The sequence below is a fragment of the Variovorax sp. Root318D1 genome (assembly GCF_001424835.1).
Classification (GTDB): domain Bacteria; phylum Pseudomonadota; class Gammaproteobacteria; order Burkholderiales; family Burkholderiaceae_C; genus Variovorax.
In genome coordinates this window covers 66,644-90,871 of sequence record NZ_LMCQ01000025.1, presented here as the reverse complement: position 1 = coordinate 90,871, position 24,228 = coordinate 66,644, and the positions used below count along the sequence as shown (strand labels likewise).

General features: G+C 64.0%; 21 protein-coding genes and 1 tRNA gene. 12 read left to right on the top strand and 10 right to left on the bottom strand.

Annotation, left to right across the window (positions count from 1 at the left end; genetic code table 11):
* Nucleotides 1–260: 260 nt before the first annotated feature.
* From ASC78_RS25570 to ASC78_RS25555, 4 genes are read right to left on the bottom strand one after another with little or no spacing between them, the layout of a single operon-like run.
* Nucleotides 261–1,880: a type I restriction-modification system subunit M gene (locus ASC78_RS25570; RefSeq protein WP_055808075.1), complete on the bottom strand. Its 1,620-nt coding sequence runs from the start codon at nt 1,878–1,880 to the stop codon at nt 261–263.
* Nucleotides 1,877–3,100, bottom strand: a complete 1,224-nt coding sequence (locus ASC78_RS25565) for an AAA family ATPase (protein ID WP_055808072.1) — start codon at nt 3,098–3,100, stop codon at nt 1,877–1,879. The genes ASC78_RS25570 and ASC78_RS25565 overlap by 4 nt, the downstream gene beginning before the upstream one ends.
* A complete protein-coding gene (locus tag ASC78_RS25560) occupies nt 3,097–4,392 on the bottom strand; it encodes a restriction endonuclease subunit S (protein WP_055808070.1) in 1,296 nt (431 codons plus the stop codon). The genes ASC78_RS25565 and ASC78_RS25560 overlap by 4 nt, the downstream gene beginning before the upstream one ends.
* Nucleotides 4,382–7,453, bottom strand: coding sequence for a type I restriction endonuclease subunit R (locus ASC78_RS25555; protein WP_055808068.1), 3,072 nt, complete (start codon nt 7,451–7,453; stop codon nt 4,382–4,384). The genes ASC78_RS25560 and ASC78_RS25555 overlap by 11 nt, the downstream gene beginning before the upstream one ends.
* Before the next feature lie 96 nt (nt 7,454–7,549).
* Here ASC78_RS25555 and ASC78_RS25550 point away from each other — a divergent pair, with 96 nt between their 5' ends.
* A complete protein-coding gene (locus ASC78_RS25550; RefSeq protein ID WP_082517660.1) occupies nt 7,550–7,753 on the top strand; it encodes a transposase in 204 nt (67 codons plus the stop codon).
* 128 nt (nt 7,754–7,881) lie between these two features.
* Here the strand turns inward: ASC78_RS25550 and ASC78_RS25545 are convergent.
* Nucleotides 7,882–7,956, bottom strand: a tRNA-Arg gene (locus tag ASC78_RS25545).
* Between the two features lie 43 nt (nt 7,957–7,999).
* Complete coding sequence (locus ASC78_RS25540; protein WP_055808065.1) at nt 8,000–8,674, bottom strand: TetR family transcriptional regulator; 675 nt, start codon at nt 8,672–8,674, stop codon at nt 8,000–8,002.
* 175 nt (nt 8,675–8,849) lie between these two features.
* On the opposite strand from ASC78_RS25540, the gene ASC78_RS25535 reads away from it, so the two are divergent.
* The 4 genes from ASC78_RS25535 (at nt 8,850) to ASC78_RS25520 (ending at nt 15,495) form a co-directional block, all read left to right on the top strand.
* Complete coding sequence (locus tag ASC78_RS25535) at nt 8,850–10,166, top strand: efflux RND transporter periplasmic adaptor subunit (protein WP_055808064.1); 1,317 nt, start codon at nt 8,850–8,852, stop codon at nt 10,164–10,166.
* Between the two features lie 16 nt (nt 10,167–10,182).
* Entirely contained in the window at nt 10,183–13,344 is a 3,162-nt protein-coding gene (locus ASC78_RS25530) for an efflux RND transporter permease subunit (RefSeq protein ID WP_055808062.1), read from the top strand.
* Nucleotides 13,341–14,765: an efflux transporter outer membrane subunit gene (locus tag ASC78_RS25525; RefSeq protein ID WP_055808060.1), complete on the top strand. Its 1,425-nt coding sequence runs from the start codon at nt 13,341–13,343 to the stop codon at nt 14,763–14,765. The genes ASC78_RS25530 and ASC78_RS25525 overlap by 4 nt, the downstream gene beginning before the upstream one ends.
* Nucleotides 14,766–14,880: 115 nt before the next feature.
* Nucleotides 14,881–15,495 (top strand): c-type cytochrome, encoded by a 615-nt coding sequence (locus tag ASC78_RS25520; protein ID WP_055808058.1) that lies wholly within the window; start codon nt 14,881–14,883, stop codon nt 15,493–15,495.
* 71 nt (nt 15,496–15,566) lie between these two features.
* Here the strand turns inward: ASC78_RS25520 and ASC78_RS25515 are convergent, their stop codons facing one another.
* From ASC78_RS25515 to ASC78_RS25505, 3 genes are read right to left on the bottom strand one after another with little or no spacing between them, the layout of a single operon-like run.
* Nucleotides 15,567–16,115: a DUF2946 family protein gene (locus ASC78_RS25515; protein ID WP_055808056.1), complete on the bottom strand. Its 549-nt coding sequence runs from the start codon at nt 16,113–16,115 to the stop codon at nt 15,567–15,569.
* A 4-nt stretch (nt 16,116–16,119) separates the two neighbouring features.
* Nucleotides 16,120–17,130, bottom strand: coding sequence for a YheT family hydrolase (locus ASC78_RS25510; RefSeq protein ID WP_055808456.1), 1,011 nt, complete (start codon nt 17,128–17,130; stop codon nt 16,120–16,122).
* Nucleotides 17,131–17,177: 47 nt separating this feature from the next.
* Nucleotides 17,178–17,630 carry a YybH family protein gene (locus ASC78_RS25505; protein WP_055808054.1) on the bottom strand — a complete coding sequence of 151 codons (453 nt, stop codon included), beginning with the start codon at nt 17,628–17,630 and terminating at the stop codon, nt 17,178–17,180.
* 218 nt (nt 17,631–17,848) lie between these two features.
* Here ASC78_RS25505 and rutA point away from each other — a divergent pair, with 218 nt between their 5' ends.
* From rutA to rutF, 6 genes are read left to right on the top strand one after another with little or no spacing between them, the layout of a single operon-like run.
* Nucleotides 17,849–18,961, top strand: coding sequence for a pyrimidine utilization protein A (gene rutA / locus ASC78_RS25500; RefSeq protein ID WP_055808053.1), 1,113 nt, complete (start codon nt 17,849–17,851; stop codon nt 18,959–18,961).
* Nucleotides 18,962–18,975: 14 nt separating this feature from the next.
* A complete protein-coding gene (gene rutB, locus ASC78_RS25495; RefSeq protein WP_268810406.1) occupies nt 18,976–19,767 on the top strand; it encodes a pyrimidine utilization protein B in 792 nt (263 codons plus the stop codon).
* Between the two features lie 22 nt (nt 19,768–19,789).
* Nucleotides 19,790–20,182 (top strand): pyrimidine utilization protein C, encoded by a 393-nt coding sequence (gene rutC, locus ASC78_RS25490; RefSeq protein WP_055808050.1) that lies wholly within the window; start codon nt 19,790–19,792, stop codon nt 20,180–20,182.
* 2 nt (nt 20,183–20,184) lie between these two features.
* Nucleotides 20,185–20,988 (top strand): pyrimidine utilization protein D, encoded by an 804-nt coding sequence (gene rutD, locus ASC78_RS25485; protein ID WP_082517659.1) that lies wholly within the window; start codon nt 20,185–20,187, stop codon nt 20,986–20,988.
* Nucleotides 20,985–21,581, top strand: a complete 597-nt coding sequence (locus tag ASC78_RS25480) for a malonic semialdehyde reductase (protein ID WP_055808048.1) — start codon at nt 20,985–20,987, stop codon at nt 21,579–21,581. Before rutD ends, ASC78_RS25480 begins: the two co-directional genes overlap by 4 nt.
* Before the next feature lie 21 nt (nt 21,582–21,602).
* On the top strand, nt 21,603–22,145 hold the full coding sequence (gene rutF / locus ASC78_RS25475) for an NADH-dependent FMN reductase RutF (RefSeq protein ID WP_055808047.1): 543 nt from the start codon (nt 21,603–21,605) through the stop codon (nt 22,143–22,145).
* 173 nt (nt 22,146–22,318) lie between these two features.
* Here the strand turns inward: rutF and rutR are convergent, their stop codons facing one another.
* The gene (gene rutR / locus ASC78_RS25470) at nt 22,319–23,023 is read right to left on the bottom strand and encodes an HTH-type transcriptional regulator RutR (protein WP_055808045.1); all 705 of its coding nucleotides are present in this window, start codon (nt 23,021–23,023) and stop codon (nt 22,319–22,321) included.
* 201 nt (nt 23,024–23,224) lie between these two features.
* Between rutR and ASC78_RS25465 the strand changes: the two genes are divergently transcribed.
* Nucleotides 23,225–24,226: an isopenicillin N synthase family dioxygenase gene (locus ASC78_RS25465; RefSeq protein ID WP_055808450.1), complete on the top strand. Its 1,002-nt coding sequence runs from the start codon at nt 23,225–23,227 to the stop codon at nt 24,224–24,226.
* Nucleotides 24,227–24,228 lie beyond the last annotated feature (2 nt).

Below are 24,228 nucleotides of genomic sequence, written 5' to 3'. Positions count from 1 at the left end.
CATTCGTCCCTGTTCAAGGACCTGATCGATATGTCGGCGGGGATCGTCTTCCAATTGGAGGCGACGCCACCGACGCCAGACAAGAGAAGCTGGGCCGCTGGAGCAGCGGATTTGGTGGCCTCGATCGCAAGCCAGGTCGCGAGCTTGTCGGCACAGGGATCGAGCTTGCTTGAGCTCGTCCGCTTGGAGTAGGTGGCATGCCGCAACCTTCTTCGCGCAGGCTGAGGCCGAGGCTTGCGCGGACCGGTCAGTGTGAGTGACTATGGCAACGGCTTCAAACCCAGTTCTCTCAGAAAAGCGTTGTGCTTATCCTTCGCGGCCGCAATAGTCTTTTCAATCCCCATCAGCTCTTGGTGCGTGTCATCCAGAACAATCTCGGCCTCGCCCACTGCCGTGTTGATATAGCGCGAGATGTTCAGGTTGAAATCGTTCTTCTCGATCTCGGCCATCTCAACCTTACGTGAATAGCGCGCCTCTTCCTCGCGAAACTGGTAGGTCTGGATGATCTTGGCGATGTGCTCGGGCTTGAGCTGGTTCTGGCGTTTGCCTTTCTCGAAGTGCTCCGACCCGCTTGCGTTAATAAACAGCACGTCATCCGGCTTCTTGCACTTCTTCAACACCAGGATGCAGACAGGAATGCCGGTGGAATAGAACAGATTGGCGGGCAGGCCGATCACCGTGTCGATATGCCCGTCCTTCAGCAGCTTGGTGCGGATGCGTTCCTCCGCCCCGCCCCGAAACAGTACGCCGTGCGGCAGGATGATGGCCATCACGCCCTCGTCCTTGAGGTAGTGAAAGCCGTGCAACAGGAAGGCGAAGTCGGCAGCGGACTTGGGCGCGAGGCCGTGGCTCTTGAAACGCACGTCGTCGGCCAGCGCGTCGGTCGGTTCCCAGCGGTAGCTGAAGGGCGGGTTGGCGACGATGGCGTCAAAGCTCGGCTTTTTGGCCGGGTTCTGCTCCCGCATCATGTCCCACTCGTTGAGCAGGGTGTCGCCGTGGAAAATCTCGAACTCCGTGTCCTTCACCCCGTGCAGCAGCATGTTCATGCGCGCGAGGTTGTAGGTCGTGATGTTCTTTTCCTGGCCGAAGATTTTGCCGATGGTGCCGTCTGCCTGGGCCACCTTTTTGCGCACATTGAGCAGCAGCGAGCCGGAGCCGCAGGCAAAGTCCAGCACGCTTTCCAGCCGCTTCTTGGTGCCCGTTTTCGGCTCCTGGCTGTCGAGTGTGACGATGGCGGAGAGGATGTCAGAAATCTGCTGCGGGGTGTAGAACTCGCCTGCCTTCTTGCCAGATCCGGCGGCGAACTGGCCGATCAGGTATTCATAAGCATCACCCAGCGCATCGATGTTGGTGGAGAACTTTGCAAGCCCTTTGGCTATTTCCTGGATGATGGCGCAGAGCTTGTTGTTTCGCTCCGAGTAACCTTTCCCGAGCTTCGGCGACGTCAGGTCAATCTCGGAAAACAGGCCCTGAAAGGTGCTCTCGAAGGATTCTGTCTCGATGTACTTGAAGCCATCCTGCAGCGTGTTCAGCAGGTCCCCGTTCTGCGTGCGGGCCAGGTTGGCGATGCTGTTCCAAAGGTGCTCCGGTTTGATGACGTAGTGCACCTTGCGGCGCATCTGTTTCTCGAACGCCGGAATGTCGTCCACGTTGTTCGCATACCAGAGCGCCAGCGGCACCTTGCGCGTGTCGCCACCCACATCGGGGTAGTCCCGCCCCAGTTCCTTCTTCGCCGCCGTCTCGTAGTTGTCGGAGAGGTATCGCAGGAAGAGGAAGGACAGCATGTAGTCGCGGAAGTCGTCCGCATCCATCGCCCCGCGCAGTTGGTCGGCGATGCTCCAGAGTGTCTGATTGAGCTGTTTCTGATTGGATTCGTTCATGGGGTCGTGGCAGGTGCGGCGGCGGTTGCTGGTGCTGCGGCCGGTGTCGGTGTCGGTGTCGCCTCAAAAATGTCAGGCAGGTCGAATTGGAACTTGGTGGTGAAGTCTTTCAGAACGCGCCGGAACAGATCTTGGTTGTCCTCGCCCATTTCTGTCGGTTCGTGGATGGCGTATTTGCCATGACTGAGAAGGTTCAGGGCGCGGTTGTAGAGCGCTTTGTCTTCCTCGTTGCTCAACGCCTTGAGGCAAAAGGAAATGTCCGCGTGCCCAAAGAACGACGCGGTTTTTTCCATGATGCTGCGCAGAGCGTTGAAATGGAAGGTGTAGAGCTTGCCGGTCCTGGGCTCCGCGGCCAGTTGGAGTTCGGCGAGTGACGCGACGTGATGGAAGAACGGCGTGTCCTCAGTGGCTCGCAGGGTATATGTGCCGTCTCCATCCGGGCGGTGCAGGAAATAGCGCTTGTGAGTCACTTTCGGCTCCCCCTCTTTCGCCCTGCCGATTTCGTTGCACATCACGTTGAAGAAAAGGGCGTGATGGGACGAGAAAACCACCTTGATGGGCGCGGGAGCGCCGTTCGGGTCTTTGCGGCTCGCAGCCCGGCGCAGGAGCTCGGCGAGGTCGCAGGCCACGGCAATGGCGTTGTTGTCGTCCAGCGAGGAGATGGGATCGTCGATGTAAAGGTACTTCTTCGACTGATAGGAGACGTGTCCGTCGAGCATCCGCTCGCAGATGGCCATGAAGAGGCACCAGATGAAGATGTTCTGCTCGCCACGAGAGATCTTGATGTTCTCGTCATCACCTTTTCGGAAAGAGACCTGCCACGTGTCGTAATTGATGTCGAAATCGAAGTCCGCGTAACGGTCGAGATAGCCCGCAATCGTTTCGTCTAGCGCGAGGTCTTTAAGGCCATCGAAGAAAGCGGAGCGGTGATTGAGCTGCAGTAACCGGACAGCATCACCGTCGAGATCGTTCTCCCAGGTGAAGAGGTCTTCGGTGTAGGCGTTGAAATAGAGCGTGTCGGCGATGCCCTGCGGATTCTTCTTAGTCTTGCGCTTTCCTACGTCCTTGAACTCCATCGAAAGCCTCGTCTTGCCCGTACGGTTGTAGGCGTAAAGATGGATGATCTGCGTCGGCTTTGTAGGATTGTTCAAATCATCTCGCAGCCGTGTGACCAGCTTCCGCAGATTCGCCAAGCGATGAATCTTGGGCTTGCTGGTCATGCTTCCACCTCCGCCAGGGATGGGAAAAGCTGCTGCATCAGGCCTTTCTTGCGGGTCTTAAGAGCTTCGAGCTTTTGGATTTCGGCGGTGATCAGGGCGTCGAGGCTGCTCAGGCACAAGGCGATACGTTGTTGTTCGGTGAGCGTGGGAGGTAACGGAACAGCGAGTGAACTGTATTCTGTGCTGTTGATGCCTGGCTGCCCGCTGCGTGCGGAAGTGACGGCAACCCACTTCCAGAAGTGTCCGGTCGTCAGAAAATTAGCGAGGTAGGTTGAAACCAATTTCTTTGGGTGCGGCTTAACTCGGATCAGGAACCCTGCGAACACCAGCCTGCCATCCTCCATTCGATATTGGTAGGATTTGCCAACGCTGGCCCCTGTTCGAGCAAAAACGATGTCGCCTTCGTCCAAGTAGTTTCCATCCGTGGCATCAAGATCGACCGACACCTGCTTCTCAGTCAGATAGCGACCGTCCTCTGAAATATCTGTGATTCGAAGATATTTCGGAAGGTGCCCAGAAAAGGGCACTGCTGCGGCATTCACACCGTAATCAGGACTGCCCATTAGGAGAGTGCCCAGCGGTGCTTCAACCCATTCCCGGGTGTTTAGGAATTCGGGGAAGCGGAGGCGGGGTTGGGTTTCGCCTTCGCAGGGGAAAAGCTGCTGCATCAACCCTTTTTTATGGGTCTTGAGCGCGTCCACTTTCCGCGCTTGTGCGGCCATCATTTCGTCCACCGAACTCAGGCACTCAGCGATTTTCTGTTGTTCGGGCAAAGACGGAAGCTCTAGTTGAAGGCGCGCGATATCCTTGTAATAGATCCGAACGCGAACACCACCATCCCCACCGTCGGTGACGAAATCCTCCCAAGCTTTGGTCTGACGGAAATGGTCGAGATACCCGGGAGCTATGCCCCAGTCATCGTCTGTGATGCACCTGAAGACGACATAGTCGGGACTGACGAGTATTTCGTTTTCCCCCTTCCACCGAGCGATAGAGCCAATGTTGAGCCGCATTGGGTTGTAGGCGAACCAATCGTTCTCAACGAGTTTGTAGCGCTCGATGTCTGCCGCGATGAGTCGCGGTTCCATCGGAACGATACCGTCGGCCTTGGTCACTCCCATCACCGAAGCGACTGAATGCTTCTTTCCATTGCGGCGCCGACCTTCTTCCGTAACGTCGCCGAGCCGCACGCTTCGCAACGCCGCCCCCCGAAACTCCGGAAATCTCAGCTTCGGCACTAGCGCGGTCGTTGCCTCTTCCTTCCTGGCGGTGGTTTTCGCGTTACTGCTCATACGCGCTTAGTCCTGAAATGTCGCGGCCACCGGCGCGTTTAGTAAGGAGGGGGTGGAGGTCATCCATCAGGCCGAGTTCGGCCTGGGTGCGGGCTTTCCAGCCGAGATCGAGCGGTGCCATGAGGTCGCTGAGCTGCTCGCCATCGAAGATCATGCGGTCAATGATGCCGTCCACGAAGGCTTGCAGTGCGGCGGCGGCAAGGCCGTGCTTGGCGGCGATGGCGGCGAGTTCCTTGGCGTTCTTCTCCGCCTTGAAGCGGGTGTAGCCGTCGCGGATGGCGGCCTCAGAGAGGCCTTCGCCGGCCTTGAGCGTGGCGATGTATTCGGCGATGTCGTCGCGCTCGTTCATGAACTTGGCATCGGCCCTGATGAGGCCGATGAGTTCTTCGCGAGTCATCTTCGACTTGCCCGGCCCCTTGGCCGAGAACTTGGCGATGAGACCCATGATGTAGTCGTAATCAATAACGGCGGAGGCAAAGAGCACGAACTCAAAGTCGAGCTGGTCCACCGGGTCCTCTGTGGTGTCGTCCTTGCCGCCAGTCTTGCCCAGCTGGTCTCTGAGTTGCTTGGCGGTTTCCAAATACTGGCCTTTAAAGCCCCGCAGGCTTTCATTGGGCAGCACCTGCTCGATGGTGGTTTTGTTGTCTGCGCTGAGGTCGGTGTATTGGTCGAGCTGGGTCTTGAGCCGCTGGACTTCCTTGAAGTGGGTGATGAAGGCGGCGCGGGCCTCGTCGCCTTTCAAGTTGGCCACATCGGAAGGCGTGCAGGCCAGGCCCTGGGACTTCATGAAGTCGTCCAGCTTCTGCACGGCGGTCTCCAGCTTCTGGATGACCACAGGGGCCTTGTCCACCAACCAGATTTCCCGCGCCTGCTCGCCGGTCTTCTCGCCGGAGAAAAGGGTGATGGCGGCATCGACCGAATCCTGCTGCTGGCGGAAGTCGAGGATGTTGCCGTAAGGCTTGGTTCCGTTGAGCACGCGGTTGGTACGGGAGAAGGCCTGGATGAGGCCGTGGTGCTTGAGGTTCTTGTCCACGTAGAGCGTGTTCAGGAACTTGGAATCGAATCCGGTGAGCAGCATGTCCACCACGATGGTGATGTCGATCTTCTGCGCGGCCGGATAGTCCGCATTCGGCCACTGCTGGTCTTTGATGCGCTTTTGCACATCCTGGTAGTAGAGGTCGAACTCGCTCAAGCGGTGATTGGTGCCGTAGCGGGCGTTGTAGTCGCCAAGGACGGCCTTGAGCGCGGCCTTCTTGCCCTCGGGGTCTTCTTCGTTGTCGGCCTGCTCCTGCGGCAGGTCTTCCTGGATTTGCTTCACATCCGGGTCGCCCTCGGCAGGCGGGGAGAAGATGCAGGCGATGTTCAGCGGTTTGAAGTCGGGATTGGCAGCCTGTTTGTCTGCCTGCATGGTCTTGAACAGGGCGTGGTATTCGATGGCGTCGTTGATGGACGCGGTGGCAAGGATGGCGTTGAAGCGACGTCCGCCGGTGGCGGCATCGTGTTTGGAAAGAATGGCCTCGATGACTGCCTTTTTGGCGATGGCCTCGCCGGGCTTTGGCGGCTTCTTGCCCTCGGGCTTGAAGTAATCGACGTGGAACCGCAGGACGTTCCCGTCCTCGATGGCGTGGGTGATGGTGTAGGCGTGGAGCTGCTGGTGGAAGAGCTCTTCGGTGGTCTGATACGAGGCCACCTCGCCGTCGATTTTTACGCGACTGGCGTTGCCCTTGGGTCCACCAAATATCGGCGTGCCGGTGAAGCCGAAGAGCTGCGCCTTGGGGAAGAACGCTTTGATGGCTTTGTGGTTCTCGCCAAACTGCGAACGGTGGCACTCGTCGAAGATGAAGACGATGCGTTTGTCCTTCAGCGCTTCGAGCTGTTCCTTGTAAGTGGCCTGGCCGTTCTTGCTGCGCTGCTTGTTGCGCTTGCTGTTTTCGTCCAGCGCCAGGCCCAGCTTCTGAATGGTGGTGACGATGACCTTGTCGGAGTAATCCTCAGAAAGCAGGCGGTGCACAAGGGCGGCGGTGTTGGTGTTTTCTTCGACGCAGCCTTCCTGGAATTTATTGAACTCCTCCCGCGTCTGGCGGTCGAGGTCTTTGCGGTCCACGACGAACACACACTTGTGAATGTGGTCGTTTTCCTTCAACAGGGTAGAGGTCTTGAAGGAGGTGAGCGTCTTGCCACTGCCAGTGGTGTGCCAGATGAAGCCGTTGCCGTTGTCTTCGTCGATGCACTTGACGATGTGCTGCACGGCATAGACCTGGTACGGCCGCATGATCATGAGCTTCTGCTCTCCCGCGAGCAGCACCATGTAGCGGCTGATGGTGCGGCCGAGGTCGCACTTTTTCAGGAAGTGCTCGGCAAACTCGTCCAGTTGGGTGATCTTGCGGTTGTCCTCGCCTGCAAACTCATAGATGGGCAGAAAGCGCTCGTCGGCATTGAAGGCGAAGTGGCGGGCGTTGTTGTTGGCGAAGTAGTAGGTGCGGTCACGGTTGCTGACGATGAAGAGCTGCATGAAGCAGAGCAGCGTCCTGGTGTAGCCGTTGCCCGGGTCGTGCTTGTATTCGACGATCTGCTCCATGGCCCGGCGTGGATTCACGCCCAGGGTTTTCAGCTCGATCTGCACACAGGGCACACCGTTGATGAGGAGGATGGCGTCGTAGCGGTGGTGGCTGTTGTCGGTGTTGATGCGGAGCTGGTGGATGACCTCGAAGTGGTTTTTGCACCAGTCCTTGATGTTCACCAGCGTGTAGTTCAGCGGCGTGCCGTCGTCGCGGGTGAAGGCATTGATGCTGCGCAGGGTCTTGGCAGCGGTGAAGACATCCGGGGTGACGATTTCATCCAGCAGCCTGGCGAACTCGGCTTCGGTTAGCTTGACACGGTTGAGGGCCTCGAACTTCTCGCGGAAGTTCTTTTCCAGTCCGGCGCGATCGCGGATGTCGTCACGATATTCGTACTTCAGGCTTTGAAGCTTGCCAATGAAGCCGTATTCGATGTGCTCTTCTTTGACGACGTGGCTCGGGGCTCCGGATGGCAGATCGTAGATGGACTTGGATGAAGGCATGGGGGAGGAACGTGCGTTGGCTATGGACTGAAGGCAATGCGGGTGGAGGGGTTGCTATAGATTGTGGCCGTTGGCCTATGCGGTACAGCGTCCTGAGTGCATCGATTGTGGGTCGGCGGGTCGACACTGGCCATCGAGCGTGTGCAGACCACCGCCGCTGGACAAGTCGTACTCAAGCCGACGACCCCATGGCGCGACGGCACCACGCATTTGGTTATTTTGCCGCTGGAGTTCATGCAGCGGCTGGCAGCGCTGGTGCCAAGGCCACGGCTGCACCTGATCCGTTTGGTGTCCGCGTAATTTCGCTTCGCGAAGTTACGCGGCCCCTGCTGCGCAAATCATGGTGTGCCGGCCCCCAACGCCAAGCTGCGCGCGCACCTCCTAGACGAAAAAAAGCCGGACACTGTGAAAGTGTCCGGCTTCGCATTTGGTCCCGCCGCCAGGAATCGAACCTGGATCTCAGCCTTCGGAGGGCCGAATTCTATCCGTTGAAATACAGCGAGGAATCTGGGCTCCGGCAGAACCGGAGCCACGCATTATCGCCCATCAGGCGGCGACTTCTTCATCAGCTTCGTTCCCGATGCCGGCTTTCGAGTTCCGCACAAAGCCCAGGCCGGCCAGGTAAACGCGGAAGGTGCGCCGGCCGGTGGGCACCAGGTCGAAGGCCTCGGGGTCGAGCAGCCAGTTCTGGATCAGCCCGCTGATCAGCGCGTGCAGGCCTTGCGCCGCCACGTGGCCGGGCACCGGCAGCTTGATGTGGTCTCGGCGCGCTGCCGTGCGCAGGGCTTTTTCGAAATCGGCCACGCAGGCGTTGCGCGCGTCCAGGTGGCGCTGCTGCACCGAGGCCATGTCGTGGGTGTATTCGACCTTGTGGGTGGCCACGTCGAACACGCGGCGCACCTGGGGGTCGGTGGCCATGAGGGTCAGGGCGTGCACCATGCCCTCTTCGATCTGGCCCAGCGGGTCGTCGTTGAGGCCGGCCGCGGCGGCGGCCCTGGGGCCGGCCTCCAACGGCAGGATGACCCGCTCCATCATCGCGTTGAAGAGGTCGGCCTTGTCCTTGAAGTGCCAATAGATGGCGCCGCGCGTGGCCCCGGCCTGCTGCGCAATCTGCTGCAGCGAGGTCTGCGAGACGCCTTGCGCCTGAAACAGCAGCTCCGCGGCATCGAGCAAGCGATGCCGCGTGGCCAGTGCCTCTTCCTTCGTACGACGTGCCACCAAGTCTCCCGTTTTGTAAAGCCAAGCCCTTTCGGTATCGTGGGGCCATTGGGGTTGTCACTATACATCCATGAATGTATGTAAACTAGCGGGCTTCCCCGATGGCCCGGCTGCTTTTGCTGGTTTTCTGTTCGCTTCGCGAACACGCCGTCTCCCGTCTTTGCTTCAAAGGATTCGCATGCCTCTCCTGCATGTTTCGCGTCAGTCTTCGTTCTCGCCGCGCCTCGCGATCGTGGCCGCTGTCGTGGTGTTGGCGCTCGCGGCCTGTTCCAAGGGCGATGCGCCCGCCGGTCCTGGCGGCGCAGGTGGTGGTGGCGGCGCCCGGCCCGCTCCTGAAGTGGGCGTAGTGGTTGCCACGCCAACCGACGTGGGCTTGGTGACCGAGCTGCCGGGCCGCCTGGAGGCCTCCCGCGTGGCCCAGGTTCGCGCCCGTGCCTCGGGCATCCTGCTCAAACGCGAGTTCCGCGAAGGCAGCGACGTGAAGGCCGGCCAGCTGCTGTTCCGCATCGATCCGGCGCCGCTGGTGGCGTCCGCACAAAACGCGCAGGCCACGCTGGCCCGGGCCGAAGCCAACGCCGTGCAGGCCAAGGCGCTGGCCGACCGCTACAAGCCGCTGGTCGAGGCCAATGCCGTGAGCAAGCAGGAATACGCGACGGCCGTGGCCTCGCAAAAGACGGCCGAGGCCGACGTGGCCGCGGGCCGCGCCGCGGTGCAGACCGCCAAGATCAACCTCGGCTACGCCAACGTGACTTCGCCCATTTCGGGCCGCATCGGCCGCGCGCTGGTGACCGAAGGCGCGCTGGTGGGCCAGGGCGACGCGACCGAACTGGCTGTGGTGCAGCAGATCAGCCCGATGTACGTGAACTTTACGCAGTCGGCGTCCGATGTGCTGAAGCTGCGCCGCGCGCTGGCCGCGGGCCAATACAAACGGGCCAACGGCGAAGAAGCCGCCAGCGTCACTGTGGTGCTGGAAGACGGCACCGAATACGCGCTGCCTGGCAAGCTGCTGTTCTCCGACCTGACGGTGGATTCGACCACCGGACAGGTCACGCTGCGCGCCGAGGTGCCCAACCCCAAGGGCGAGCTGCTGCCCGGCCTGTATGTGCGCGTGCGGCTGGAGCAGGCGCAGGCCAGCAACGCGATCACCGTTCCCCAGCAAGCCGTCACGCGCACCCAGCAGGGCGACACGGTGTCGGTGGTGGGTGCCGACGGCAAGATCAGCCAGCGAAACGTAAAGATCAGCGCCGCCAAGGACAACCAGTGGGTGGTGCTCGACGGCTTGAAGGCTGGCGAGCAGGTGATGGTCGACGGCTTCCAGAAGCTGCAGATGATGCCGCCCGGCACGCCCGTGAAGGCGGTGCCGTGGAAGAAGCCGACGCCGAATGGCGCGGCACAACCGGCAGGACAGACGGCAGCACAACCAGCAGCGCAGGCGGCCTCCGCCCCGGCCGCGGCAGCCAGCGGTCCGGCGTCTGCCACGGCCGAGAAGAAGTAATCAGGAGCGCGCCCGCATGGCCAAATTCTTTATCGACCGACCGATCTTCGCCTGGGTGATCGCGCTGTTCATCCTGGTGATGGGCGGCGTCGCCATCACCCAGCTGCCGATCTCGCAGTACCCGCCGGTGGCACCGCCGGCCATCGTGATCAACGTCGCCTATCCTGGCGCCTCGGCCCAGACGCTGGAGGACAGCGTGCTGTCCGTCGTCGAGCGCGAGATGAACGGCTCGCCGGGCCTCATCTACATGGAATCGGTGGCCCAGGCCGATGGCACGGGCACCATCACCATCAGCTTCCAGGCCGGCACCAACCCCGACCTGGCGCAGGTGGACGTGCAGAACCGGCTCTCCCGCGCCACGCCGCGCCTTCCGGCCGCGGTGACGCAGCAGGGTGTGCGCGTGGACAAGGCGCGCAACAACTTCCTGCTGTTTGCGATGCTGTCCTCGGACAACCCGGACTTCACCCCGGTGGCGCTCGGCGACTATGCCGCGCGCAATATCGTGCCCGAGCTGCAGCGCGTGGTGGGCGTGGGCCAGGCCCAGCTGTTCGGCACCGAGAACGCCATGCGCGTCTGGGTCGATCCGGCCAAGCTGCAGGGCTTCAACCTGTCGGCCACCGACGTGAACAACGCCATCCGCGCGCAGAACGCCCAGGTGTCCTCGGGCTCCATCGGCGACCTGCCCAACATCCCCGGCCAGGCCATTGCGGCCACCGTGGTGGTAAACGGCCAGCTCGCCAACGTGGAGCAGTTCAAGAACATCATTCTGCGGGCCAACACCGACGGCTCGGCCGTGCGGCTGAAAGACGTGGCGCGGGTCGAGCTTGGCGGGCAGTCGTATGCCACCTCGGCGCGCCTGAATGGTGTGCCCGCGGTCGGCATTGGCGTGCAGCCCACGCCCAACGGCAACGCGCTTCAATCGGCCAAGGCGATCCGCGCCAAGATGACCGAGCTCGAGCGCTTCTTCCCGCCGGGCGTGAAGTGGACCATTCCGTACGACAGCTCGCGCTTCGTGCAGATCTCCATCACCGAAGTGGTCAAGACGCTGCTGGAAGCGGTCGCACTGGTGTTCGTGGTGATGTTCCTGTTCTTGCAGAACTGGCGCTACACGATCATTCCAACCATCGTGGTGCCCATTGCGCTGCTGGGAACGTTCGCCTCGCTGCTTGCGCTGGGCTTCTCGATCAACGTGCTGACCATGTTCGGCATGGTGCTGGTGATCGGTATCGTGGTGGACGACGCCATTGTGGTGGTCGAGAACGTCGAGCGCATCATGAGCGAAGAGGGGCTCTCGCCTCTCGAAGCCACGCGCAAGGCCATGAAGCAGATCTCGGGCGCCATCATCGGCGTGACCGTGGTGCTGATCTCGGTGTTTGTGCCCCTGGCGTTCTTCGCGGGCTCCACCGGCAACATCTACCGCCAGTTCTCGGCGGTGATGGTGACCTCGATCGCCTTCTCGGCCTTCATGGCGCTGTCGCTCACGCCTGCCCTGTGCGCCACGCTGCTCAAGCCGGTGGAAGCCGGCCACCACCACGAGAAGACCGGCTTCTTCGGCTGGTTCAACCGGGGTTTCACGCGCACGGCCAAGGGCTATGAAAGCCTGGTTGCACGCATCCTGCGCCGCGCCGCGCGCTACCTGATCATCTACGCCGCGATCATCGGCGCGGTGGTGTTCACCTACATGCGGCTGCCAAGCTCGTTCCTTCCCGCGGAAGACCAGGGCAACATCATCGTGAACGTGCAGCTGCCCCCCGGCGCCACGCAAGAGCGCTCGCTGGCGGTCATGCAGCAGGTTGAAAACTTCATCTTGAAGCAGCCCGAAGTGCAGAGCATGGTGGGCGTGATGGGCTTCAGCTTCTCGGGCCAGGGCCAGAACGCGGGCCTCGCCTTCGTGACGCTGAAGGACTGGGATGAACGCAAGGACCCGGCGCAGTCGGCCCAGGCGCTGGCGGGCCGCGCCTTCGGTGCGCTCTCGGGCATCCGCGACGCCTTCATCTACCCGCTGAGCCCGCCGCCCATTCCTGAACTGGGCAATGCCAGCGGCTTCAGCTTCCGGCTGCAGGATCGCTCGGGCGCGGGCCACGAGGCGCTCATCAATGCGCGCAACCAGCTGCTGGGCATGGCGGGGCAAAGCAAGATCCTGTCGCAGGTGCGCCCCGACGGCCTGGAAGATGCGCCGCAGCTGCAGATCGACATCGACCGCGACAAGGCGAACGCGCTGGGCGTGACCTTCGACGCGATCAACGCGACGCTGTCGACCGGCCTGGGCTCGAGCTACATCAACGACTTTCCGAACCGCGGCCGACTGCAGCGCGTGGTGGTGCAAGCCGATGCGCCGGCGCGCATGCAGCCCGACGACCTGCTGCGCCTGAACGCGAGCAACACGCAGGGCCAGCCGGTGCCGCTGTCGGCCTTTGCCACCACCAAGTGGGTCAAGGGCGCGACGCAGACGGTGCGCTACAACGGCTATCCGGCCATTCGCATCAGCGGCGACGCCGCCGCGGGCTTCAGCACGGGCGCGGCCATGGCCGAGATGGAAAAGCTCGCCGCCCAGCTGCCGCAGGGCTTCGGCTTTGAATGGACCGGCCAGTCGCGCGAAGAAAAGCTGGCGGGTTCGCAGGCCATCGTGCTGTACGGCTTTGCGATTCTGGCGGTGTTCTTGTGCCTGGCCGCGCTGTACGAGAGCTGGTCGATCCCGCTGTCGGTGATTCTGGTGGTGCCGCTGGGCGTGCTGGGGGTGCTGCTGGCGACGATGCTGCGCGCCTACTCCAACGACGTGTACTTCCAGGTGGGGCTGATCACCATCATCGGCCTCTCGGCGAAGAACGCGATTCTGATCATCGAGTTTGCGAAGGACCTGCAGGCGCAGGGCAAGGGCATCGTCGAATCGGCGCTGGCCGCGGCCCACCTGCGGTTCCGGCCGATCATCATGACCTCGCTGGCCTTCGGCCTGGGCGTGGTGCCGCTGGTGATCGCCTCGGGCGCCGGCTCGGCCAGCCAGCGCGCCATCGGCACGGGTGTGCTGGGCGGCATGGTGACGGGCACGGCGCTGGCGGTGATCTTCGTGCCGGTGTTCTTCGTGGTGGTGCGCAGCCTGTTCAAGGGCAGTGCGCGCCAACATGAAGCCGACAAGCGGCATGCAGAGGCAGCCGGCATCACGGAAGAAAAAGCAACATGACCAAGAAACTGATCCCCACAGCCCTGGCAGCAGCCATGCTGCTGGCCGGCTGCTCGCTGATTCCGACCTACGAGCGCCCCGCTGCGCCGGTGCCGACCACCTTTCCGGGCGATCCGGCGCAGCCGGCCGGCCCGGCCGCGGCGGCCGTGCCGTGGGAAGACTTCTTTACCGACGCGCGCCTGAATGGGCTGATCCGCACCGCGCTCGAGAACAACCGCGACCTGCGCGTCTCGGTGCTCAACATCGAGCAAGCGCGCGCGCAATTTCAGGTCCAGCGCTCGTCGCTGTTCCCGGCGGTCGGCCTCACGGGCAGCGGATCGCGCTCGAGCCCCAACCCCTACCAGGCCTTCGACAGCAGCGTGGGCAGCGTGTCGTCGCAGTACAGCGTCAACCTGGGCATCACGGCCTGGGAGATCGACTTCTTCGGCCGCGTCCGCGCGCTGAAGGACCAGGCGCTGGGGCAATACCTGGCCACCGAGGAATCGCGCAAGGCCGCGCAGGTGAGCCTGATTGCGGCCGTTGCCACCGGCTGGCTCACGCTGATTGCCGACGACGAGCTGCTCGAACTCACACGCCAGACGCTGGTCACGCGCGAAGAATCGGTGCGGCTGACCAAGATGCGCTTCGACAACGGGGTTTCGTCCGAGCTCGATTTCCAGGCCGCCAATTCGCTCGCCGAAACCGCGCGCGCTTCTTATGCGCAGCAGCAGCGCACGCGCATGCAGGACGAGAACGCGCTCGCCCTGCTGCTGGGCGCGCCGGTTCCGGCCAGCGCCACAGCCGGCGGGGCCAAGGGCCTGGACAGCGTGCAGCCGATGCCCGACGTGCCGGCCGGCCTGCCCTCCGACCTGCTGACCGAGCGGCCCGACATCCGCGCGGCCGAGCAGGAGCTGATTGCGGCCAACGCCAACATCGGCGCGGCGCGGGCCAACTTCTTCCCGCGCGTCTCGCTGACCACGACGCTGGGCACCGCGAGCAGCGAGTTCTCCGGCCTGTTCGACAGCGGCTCCAAGGCCTGGTCTTTCGCGCCGTCGGTCACGCTGCCGATCTTCGACGCGGGCCGCAACCGGGCCACGCTCGACTCGGCCAAGGCCGGGCGCGAGATTGCCGTGGCGCAATACGAGAAGTCGATCCAGACCGCGTTCCGCGAAGTGGCCGACGCCCTGGCCGGCCGCGCCACGCTGGGCGAGCAGGTGCGTGCGCAGCGCGCGCAGGCCGAGGCGGAGTCGGTGCGCTTCCGGCTCTCCGACATGCGTTATCGCAACGGCATTGCGAGCGCGCTCGACCTGCTCGATGCGCAGCGTTCGCTCTATACGGCGCAGCAATCGGCCGTGACTACGCGGCTGTTGCAGCTGCAAAACCAGGTCACGCTCTACAAGACGCTGGGCGGCGGCTGGGCCACCAAAGACAGCAAGGGCTGAGGCTTTCGCGCGACGGCTCCGGGTAGGCCTTCCGTCCTTTGGACGGAGGGCCTCTCTATAATCGCCGGTTGATTCGAAAAAGCCCCCCGACGAGCCCCCGTTATTGAGGACGCCAATGAGCGCAGACCCGCATTACCAGGCCACAGAAGACGCCCACTCCGGCCCGATCAAGAACCCGAAGCAACTGCTGCTCGCGGTATTTTTCTCCTTCGTTGTACCCATCCTGATCATCGTGGGCCTTGTGGCCTACGTGGTTTCGGACAACAAGCCCGCGGGCACCGCCGAGGGCGACAACATGGCGCTCTACGGTGTGTCAAAGGATGCGCGCGACCGCGAAGTGGCCGAACGGCTCAAGAAGGTCGGCACCATCGAAATCCGCGATGCCAACCGGCCGCTCGCAGCCGGCGATGCCGTTTTCAAGGCGCAATGCGCGGCCTGCCACGCGGCGCCCGGCATTCCCGGCGCACCCCACCTGAACGACGCCGCGGCCTGGGGCCCACGCATCGGCCAGGGCTACGAGACGCTGCTCGACCATGCACTGCATGGCAAGGGCGCCATGCCGGCCCAGGCCGGCGGCGACTTCGAAGACCTCGAAATCGGCCGTGCCGTGGTCTACATGGCCAACGCCGGCGGCGCCAAGTTCCCGATGCCCGAACGTCCCGCGGCAGCAGCAGCTCCGGCCGGCGGCGCGGCCTCGGCAGCCGCACCGGCTGCCAGCGCAAGCAAGTAAGCACTTCCATCCCAAAAGAAAGCCGGCTTCGAGCCGGCTTTTTTCATGGGCGCCGCAAAGCGCGGCGGCGGCTACTTTGCCATTGCTGCAAGCCGGCGCGCGGCCGGGCTCAGCACATGGCCGAAGCGCTGCGGCAAATCGCCCGCGTGCACTGCCTCCGGCGTCCACCGGCCCTGCTCCACGGCTTCGGCGGCAAGCCCCACATCCTGCGTATGGACCAGCCCGAGCCCGAGGGGCGTTGCGAGGTAGAGGCGACCCAGCTCATCGAGCAGGCAGGCCGAGATGGCGTCGACCGGCTGCCCGGTGTGGGCGGTGACGGCAAAGTCCTTGTCGTCGGCAATGCGCCAGACGAAAGGCGCGGCCTCCAGTTCAACATAGACGCGCTGAGGGCCATTCTGGAAGAACCACTGGCCCTCTGCGTCGCGGTCGTAATTGCGCTGGATGAAGTCGATCAGCTTCTCGTGCCGCAGCATGGAACCCTTGGCGGTGGTGAACGGGCCCTGGGACTGCGTGCGGTCGTCGCGCATGTACCAGTTGCCGCGCGAATCGAGGCCGAGCCAGCCGTAGCAGTGCGGCACGTTGGGCCACTTGGCAAGCGCCTGTTTAACGATGTCGTCCATGCAGCTATTTTGCGCGCGCGCGCGGCGAAATGGGCGGTGCGAACTGGTTGAGCCAGCCGCCCACGCGCGCCGGCATGTCGCGCACGTGCCCGGGGGGCAGCCCGAGCGGAAAACCCACGTGGCCGCCGTGCGCGGGCTGCCACAGCGTGACGTGCGAGCCGACCTCGCCGGGGCCGGGCAGGCTGCTGGCCGGAATGAACGGGTCGTTGAGCGCATTCACCACCAGCGTGGGCACGCGGATCGCACTCAAGTGCGGCTTGGACGAGCCCCGCGCCCAATAGTCGTCGGTGTTCCGAAAGCCGTGCAGCGGCGCGGTGAACACGTCGTCGAAGGCATAGAGATCCCTTGCCGCAAGCAGCCGCTCGCGGTCGAACAGCCCTGGAAACTGCGCCAGCTTGGCCAGCGCCTTGGGCTTCATGGTCGCAAGGAACATGCGCGTGTACACCAGCCGGTTGAAGCCGCGGCCAATGGCCTCGCCGCCGGCCGCGAGGTCGAGCGGCGCCGACACCGAAGCCACCGCGTTGACCGAGGCGCGCGCCGTGTCGCCGGCCTCGCAGGCCCAGCGCAGCAGCGCGTTGCCGCCGAGCGAGACGCCCGCCGCCAGCACCGGGCCGCCGCCGCGCAGCACATGCTGGCCGTGCATGCGCCGCAGGATCCAGCCGATCTCTTCATAGTCGCCCGAGTGGTAGGCCCGCGGCGCCAAGTTCAGCTCGCCGCTGCAGCCCCTGAAATGCGGCACCGCAAAGGCCATGCCGCGCTCCGCCGCAAAGGCCGCGAAAGCCTCCGCATAGTGGCTGCGGGAAGAGCCCTCCAGACCGTGGAACAGCACCAGCAGCGGTTGCGGGCCGGGCAAGGCGGCATCGACGAAATCGACGTCGATGAAGTCGCCATCGGGCGCGGTCCAGCGCTCGCGGCGGTACGAGGGGGCCGGCCCGTCGAAACGCCGCGCATACAGCGCCGGCCAGATGGTCTGCAGGTTGCCGCCGGGCAGCCACCGGGGCGCCATATAGCCCATGGCCGAATTCATGGAAGGCGAAGAGGGCGGGTCGGCTGGCATCGCGATCAATGCAGGGTCTGGGGTGGATCGTTCGAGTCGCTGGGCTCTCGCGCGCTGCCGGGGCTCGCATGGTGGGCCACCAGGCGCCAGCCTTCCACGGTCTTGTGATAGACGTTGGTGGCCAGCACGAAGGCGTGCTTGGGCCCTTCGGCGGTGAGCACCTCGATGCGTTCGAGCACGTTGTGCACCGCGCTCGCAAGCGACTCGATCTTGCGCACGCGCGCCGGCGTCGCATGGATGGCGCCGTTGCCGAACATCTGCTCGAAAGCCGCTCGGATGGCCGTGGCCCCAACCAGCCGCGGGCCGCCCGGGTGGACGCAGAACACCTCGTCCTCATCGGCCCAGCAGGCCATCAGTGCGTCGATGTCGCCGCGCTGCAGCGCTTCGTAAAAGGCCGCTTCGATGTCGTCGGCAGTGCCGCCGATGGCCGCGGCGGCGCGGAGTGGGGTCTTGGGCATGACGTGATTCTGCCGCGCGATCCACCGATGAGAGGCCGCACCGCTTTGGTCCGCTGCGCACCGCGCTGCCGCGCCCCGGCGCGATTCACTTGCTCCACTTTGGACCAAATGGTCAAACAAATACATTCTTAAACATTCAAGTCGTTGATTAGAAACGACTTTTTTCTTTGGCACGGGCTATGCATAGGGCTTCAGCACCTCGCAACAGGAGCTTTTGCATGAACGTCGGCATCTTCATTCCCATCGGCAACAACGGCTGGCTGCTCTCGGAAAACGCGCCGCAGTACAAGCCGAGTTTCGAACTCAACAAGGAGATCACGCTGACGGCCGAGCGCTACGGCGTGGACTTCGTGCTGTCGATGATCAAGCTGCGCGGCTTTGGCGGCAAGACGGAGTTCTGGGACCACAACCTCGAGTCGTTCACGCTCATGGCCGGGCTCGCGGCCGTGACCAGCAAGATCAAGCTCTTTGCCACCGCCGCCTCGCTGGTGATGCCGCCGGCCATCGTCGCGCGCATGGCGTCGACCATCGATTCGATTTCCAACGGCCGCTTTGGCCTGAACCTCGTCACCGGCTGGCAGCGGCCCGAGTATTCGCAAATGGGCATGTGGCCCGGCGACCAGTTCTTCGGCACGCGCTACCAGTACCTTTCGGAATACATCCAGGTGCTGCGCGAACTGTGGGGTACCGGCCAGTCGGACTTCAAGGGCGCGCACTTCCAGATGGACGACTGCCGCCTGAGCCCGCAACCGAAGGCCGACATGAAGGTGATCTGCGCGGGCCAGAGCGATGCGGGCATGGACTTCTCGGCGAAGTACGCCGACTACAACTTCTGCTTCGGCAAGGGCGTGAACACGCCAAAGGCCTTTGCGCCCGCGGCCGAGAAGCTCATCGAGGCCACGCGCAAGACCGGCCGCCACGTCACCACCTATGTGCTGGTGATGGTGATTGCCGACGAAACCGACGACGCCGCGCGCGCCAAGTGGGAGCACTACAAGGCCGGCGCCGACCACGAGGCCATTGCGTGGCTGGGCCAGCAGGGCGCGGCCGACACCAAGTCGGGCGCCGACACCAATGTGCGCCAGATGACCGACCCGACCTCGGCCGTCAACATCAACATGGGCACGCTGGTGGGCTCCTACGCCACCGTGGCGGGCCTGCTGGACGAGATGGCCGAGGTGCCGGGCACCGAAGGCGTGCTGCTCACTTTCGACGACTTTGTGCAGGGCGTGCAAGCCTTTGGCGAGCGCATCCAGCCGCTGATGAAGAGCCGCGCGCACGTGCAGAGCCCCGTGGCTTCGCAGGTCGAATCCGAGCGCCTCGCGGCCTGAAGGGAACGAAGCGCATGGCCACGCCCGCACGCAACACCACGCTCACCTCGACCACGCCCGTCGGCGCCCCGCGCCTGCCCGGCGCACCCGCGCCGATGGTGCTGCCCGCCCGGCCGGAACCGCTGGCGCTGCATGCCACCGACTCGGCTCTGATCGTGGTCGACATGCAGAACGCCTATGCGTCGATCGGCGGCTACGTCGACTCGGCGGGCTTCGACATTTCAGGTGCGCAAGGCACCATTGCCAACATCGCGCGCACCATCGCGGCGGCGCGCGCGGCCGGCCTGCTGGTCGTGTTTCTGCAGAACGGATGGGACGCCGCCTACGTCGAAGCTGGCGGGCCGGGCTCGCCCAACTGGCACAAGTCGAACGCGCTCAAGACCATGCGCGCCAAGCCTGAGCTCGCGGGCAAATTTCTCGCCAAGGGCGGCTGGGACTACGAACTCATTGACCAGGTGAAGCCGCAACCCGGCGACATCGTGGTGCCCAAGACACGCTACAGCGGCTTCTTCAACAGCACGCTCGACAGCACCCTGCGCTCGCGCGGCATTCGCCACCTGGTGTTCACCGGCATTGCGACCAACGTGTGCGTCGAGTCGACGCTGCGCGATGCGTTCCACCTCGAATACTTCGCCGTGATGCTCGAAGACGCGACGCACGAGCTTGGCGGTGCGGCCATACAAAAAGCGTCGGTCTACAACGTCGAGACCTTCTTCGGTTGGGTGTCGACGGTGGACCAGTTCTGCGGCACCTTCGCGCCGGCAGCCGTTGCTCAACCTGCCCCGGCCGAAGCGGCCATTGCCTGATTTTTTCAAAGGAGCCCATCCCATGCCCAAGCAAGCCATCATCCCGGCCGGAACCACCACGCCGATCGCCCCGTTCGTGCCCGGCACCATGGCCGACGGCATCGTCTACGTGTCGGGCACGCTGCCCTTCGACAAGGACAACAACGTGGTGCACGTCGGCGACGCCTCCGCGCAGACGCGCCACGTGCTCGAGACGATCCAGAACGTGATCAGGACGGCCGGCGGCACCATGGACGACGTGACCTTCAACATGATCATGATCAAGGACTGGGCCGACTACGCGAAGATCAACACGGTGTACGCCGAGTTCTTTCCGGGCACCAAGCCCGCGCGCTATTGCATCCAGTGCGGCCTGGTGAAGCCCGATGCGCTGGTCGAGATTGCGTCGATCGCCCACGTCGGCAACAAGGCCTGAGCATGCCGTCGCTGCACTACGAAGTGCATGGGCCGGCCGATGGCGAGGCGGTGCTGCTGTCGTCGGGGCTCGGCGGTTCGGCCGCCTTCTGGCAACCGCAGATCGGCGCGCTCGTCGCAGCGGGCCATCGCGTGATTGCGTACGACCAGCGCGGAACGGGCCGCAGCCCCGCCGCACTGGACGCGGGCTACGCCATTGCCGACATGGCGCGCGACGTGGTGCAGATTCTCGACGCCACGTCGACGCCGCGCTGCCACTTGGTGGGCCATGCGCTGGGCGGGCTCGTCGGCTTGCAGCTTGCACTCGACAAGCCCTCGCGCGTGGCAAGCCTGGTGCTCGTCAATGCATGGTCCAAGCCCAACCCGCATTCGGCGCGCTGCTTCGATGCGCGGCTTGCGCTGCTCGATGCCTGCGGCCCGCGTGCCTACGTCGAAGCGCAACCCATCTTTCTTTACCCTGCGGCCTGGTGCGCGGAGCATGCAGAGCGCGTGGCCGATGAGGTCGACCATGCCTTTGCGCACTTTCCGGGCGTTGCCAACATGCGCGCGCGCATTGCCGCGCTGCGCGCGTTCGACATCGACGCGCGCATTGGCGACATCTCCGCGCCCACGCTGGTGGCCGCCGCCATGGACGACGCGCTGGTGCCGTGGACCTGCTCCCAGCACCTGGCCGATGGCCTGCATGACGTGACGCTCCACTTCATGCCGCACGGCGGCCACGCACACAGCGTGACCGAGGCCGACGCCTTCAACCGCAGCCTGCTCGATTTTCTTTCCCGGGTCAGTGCACCCGGCGTACTCGCATGACCAACGCAACTGCTCTCGACAACGCCGCACTGGCGCTTCTTTTTACCGAAGCGCGCAGCCACAACGGCTGGACCGCCGAACCCGTCACCGACGCGCAGATCCGTCGGATCTACGCGCTCGCATGCATGGGGCCGACATCGGCCAACTGCTCGCCCGCGCGCTTCGTGTTCGTTCGCACGCCCGAAGGCAAGCAGCGCCTTGCGCCCGCGCTTTCCAAGGGCAACCTCGACAAGACCATGACGGCGCCCGTCACCGTGATTGCCGCGTGGGACCGCAAGTTCTACGACAAGCTTCCCACGCTGTTTCCGCATGCCGATGCGCGCAGCTGGTTCACAGGCAGCCCCGAGGCCGCGCACGAAACCGCCTTTCGCAATGCCAGCCTGCAGGCAGGCTACCTGCTGCTCGCCGCGCGCGCCGCGGGGCTCGATGCGGGGCCGATGTCAGGCTTCGACAAGGCCAAGGTCGACGCCGCGTTCTTCGAGGGCACCGACTGGACCACCAACTTCCTGATCAACCTCGGGCACGGCGATGCGGCCAAGGTGTTCGGCCGCCTGCCGCGGCTGGCCTTCGACGAAGCCTGCCTCCTCGCCTGACGCCCACGGGAGTTTCTGCTCATGCTGCTGAACGCAATGGCTTCCAACAACGTCGCGCCGGCCGGCGCGCCGCACGCGCTGCCCAAGGCCGACTACCGCAATGCGATGGCGCGGCTGGGTGCCGCCGTCAACATCATCACCACCGACGGTCCGGCCGGCCGCGCTGGCTTCACGGCTTCGGCCGTGTGCAGCGTGACCGACGAACCGCCGATGCTGCTGGTTTGCCTGAACCGTTCCGCCTCGGTGTACCCCGCGTTCACGGCCAACGGGGTGCTCTGCGTGAACGTGCTGGCTGCGGGGCACCAGGCGCTCTCTGGCCTGTTCGGCGGCAAGACGCCGATGGACGAGCGCTTTGCCGCTGCACGGTGGAGTCGCAAGGCCACCGGCTCGCCGGTGCTAGACGACGCCGCAGCCTCGTTCGACTGCCGCGTGGTGCACGCCACCAGCGCGGGCACGCACGACGTGCTGTTCTGCGAAGCGCTGGCGATTGCGATTGGCGGGGCGGCGCAGAGTTTGATTTATTTCGATCGGCGCTATCACGAGATAGCAACGCCGCCGCACTGAGCTGGTCTTGTCTACCCTCTCCTTCGTCTTCTCCCCTCTCCCTCTGGGAGAGGGTCAGGGTGAGGGCAGCGGCCTCAGCAAGCGCACCACATCTTCCAACGCCGCTGGCCCTCACCCCAGCCCTCACCCAGAGCCAGAGGGAGCAATACCCATGGTCTCGGCTTGATAGCTCCCTATCGCGGCGCAATCCCCTGCAGCACGATCCGCTGCACGTTCTCCACCGTCTGCTCGAAGAACGCCGCATCCTCCAGCGTATGCCCAGTCAGCGCCTGCACCTGCACGCCGAAATCCGCGTAGTGCTGCGTGACGGCCCAGAGCGCGAAGATCAAATGGTGCGGATCGACCGGCGCGAGCTTGCCGGCCTCGATCCATGAACGGATGACCTCCGACTTGCGCTCCACCAGCGTGCGCAATTCCCGATCGAGCTCGTCGCGCAGGAGCGGCGCGCCCTGGATCATTTCGAGGCAGAACAGGCGCGACGCATCCGGCCGGTCGCGCGAGATCACGAGCTTGCGGCGGATGTAGCTGCCGATGGCTTCGCGCGGGTCTTGCTCGGCGCTGAATCCGCGCAGCGGCTCGAGCCACAGTTCGAGCAGGTCGCGCAGCACGCTGACGTACAGCTCCTCCTTGTTCGCGAAGTAATAGAGCAGGTTGCTCTTGGACACGTCGGCGCGCGCTGCCACCTGGTCGATCGACGTGCCGTGCAATCCGAAGCGCGAGAACAAGCCCAACGCAGCGCCGAGGATGGCGCTGCGCTTGTCCTCGATCTGGCGCAGCCTGCGGCTCACCGCGGACGCGCTGCGCACTGCCGGTTTCGCGCGCTTGCGCGCCGGGCTTTTTGTGCTGCTGGCTGCGGCCAGCGCCTTGGTCTTCGGCATCTTCCCTCGCTTCTCGATTACGGACTCTTCTTTCAACGCGCACCACTGTAAGGCCGCGGTGCATCGCGTCGCGCGACACGGACCTTCCGGCACGCGCGGCGCGCACCATGCTGACGCGGCAAATGCGTTTTGTCCATTTGGTCCAACTGGCACAGACGTTGCATGGCGAAAGGCATGCCAAGCACGAAGGACGACCGACACATGACGCTCCTGTCCGTACCCATCATCGATCTCGCGCCCTACTTCGGCGGCACAGCCGAAGGCAAGGCCGAGATCGCAAAGCAGGTCGACGAGGCTTGCCGCAGCATCGGCTTTCTCGTCATCATGAACCACGGCATTCCGGCCGAACTGATCGCGCGTGTGTCGCAGCTCTCGCGGCAGTTCTTCGACATGCCGCTGACCGAGAAACGCAAGGTCGATCGTCCACGCCAGGATGCCGTGCGCGGCTACAGCGCGGTTGGCGAGGAAGGCCTTTCCTACAGCCTCGAAGAAGCCGCGCCCGGCGACTTGAAGGAATCGTTCTCGATCGGCCCTTCGAACGTGCCCAACGACGACTACCACCGCGGCCCCGCCGCCGGCCCGCACTTCGAGCCCAACAGCTGGCCGCCCATCGACGGATTCCGCGAAGCGTACGAGAGCTACTTCGAAGCCATGAGCGATCTCTCGCGCTCGCTGATGCGCATCTTCGCGCTCGGCCTTTCGCTCGACGAGCCGTTCTTCGACGACAAGATCGACAAGCACATCAGCATGTTCCGCGTGCTGAGCTATCCGCCGCAGCGTGAAGCGCCGCTGCCGGGCCAACTGCGCGCTGGCGCGCACAGCGACTACGGCAGCCTCACCATCGTGCTGCCCGACGACAAGGGCCTGCAGGTGTTCAACAAGGCGGGGCAGTGGGTCGACGTGCCGCAGGTGGAAGGTGGCCTGGTCGTCAACATTGCCGACCTGATGATGCAGTGGACCAACGACCAGTGGGTGTCCACGCTGCACCGCGTGGTCAACCCGCCTTTCGAGGTGGCAAGCACCAACCGCCGCCAGTCGCTGGTGTTCTTTCACCAGCCCAACTACGACGCGATGGTCGAGTGCCTGCCGAGCTGCCTCGCGCCGGGCGAAGAGCCGAAGTACGCGCCCATTTCATCGGGCGACCACCTCACGTCGAAGTTCGTGAAGCAGACCACCTTCGGCGGCACCAAGGCCGTGGCCTGAGC